Origin of the sequence: Rahnella perminowiae, assembly GCF_019049695.1 — a bacterium.
GTDB classification, from domain to species: Bacteria; Pseudomonadota; Gammaproteobacteria; order Enterobacterales; family Enterobacteriaceae; genus Rahnella; species Rahnella perminowiae.
Genome location: NZ_JAFMOT010000106.1, coordinates 1 through 897 on the forward strand (window position 1 = coordinate 1; position 897 = coordinate 897).

Sequence of the window (897 nt, forward strand, 5' to 3'; positions counted from 1 at the left end):
CACTAATGAACTGAATCAGGAATTACTGGATGCCATCAACGCCTCACCTTTCACCGCTGAACAGCTGGCTGAAATGGATGAAAGCGCGAGGGCGGTGGTTGAGGAGCAGGCGGTATTTGCCCGTCAGCATCCGGTTATTGCGATTTACCGGCTGGCGGTTCCGGGCATCGGAGCATAACGGATGGGGTATCGCTCAAATTGTTATGGTCGCGGGCAGGCGCTGCACGGTGATAAAACCACGACGGGCGCGGTGTGTCTGACCTCTCTGCCCAATGCGACGGAACACGGGCTAGGTGTGATCCGCATCGGTGATGTCACGACCGCCTGCCCGAAATGCGGCCTCACCGGAAAAATCACCAGCGGAGAACCGCATTCCACCTTTGACGGCCTCGCTTCTGCTGTGGACGGTTCGGATGTTTTATGTGGTTGCCCGCCGGGGACGAACCGGGTTATCGCACCGCTCGGACAGTGGATGGGAAAAGGTAAATCCCCTTCTGAACTCGCACAGGAAAAGTGGGAGGCAGGGCGGGCCGCAGTATTACAGGTTCAGGCTGAGAAAGAAGCGGCAGAACAGGCCAGACGCTCAATGCCGGTGTTTGCGAAATCCGCGGAATGTGGCGCAGGAAATACCGAAGCACGAACCTGTGAGGAGCAGCATCATAACTTCGGGCGGATGTCTTACGGCGTACCGACGCCGGTCGCAGGCATAAAGCCCGAAATTGAGCAGCACGCGCAGGCGGCGAAGCGTAAGAAGTCAGCCGGTGATAAAACGCCGTGGTACAAAAAGATGTTTGGCGGGAAGGCTGATACGCCCGCACAGTCTGGCATGCCGCTGGCACTCCCCGTGGCAACGGGGGGCAGCACTCAGCTAATCGCGTCGGGCATGAGTGCACTGCA

General features: G+C 58.4%; 1 protein-coding gene. It reads left to right on the forward strand.

Translation table 11 applies throughout. The annotated features are described in order from the left end of the window. Window positions 1–181: 181 nt before the first annotated feature. The coding region (locus J1781_RS00545) for a PAAR domain-containing protein (RefSeq protein ID WP_217233040.1) at window positions 182–897 on the forward strand (716 nt) is incomplete at its 3' end.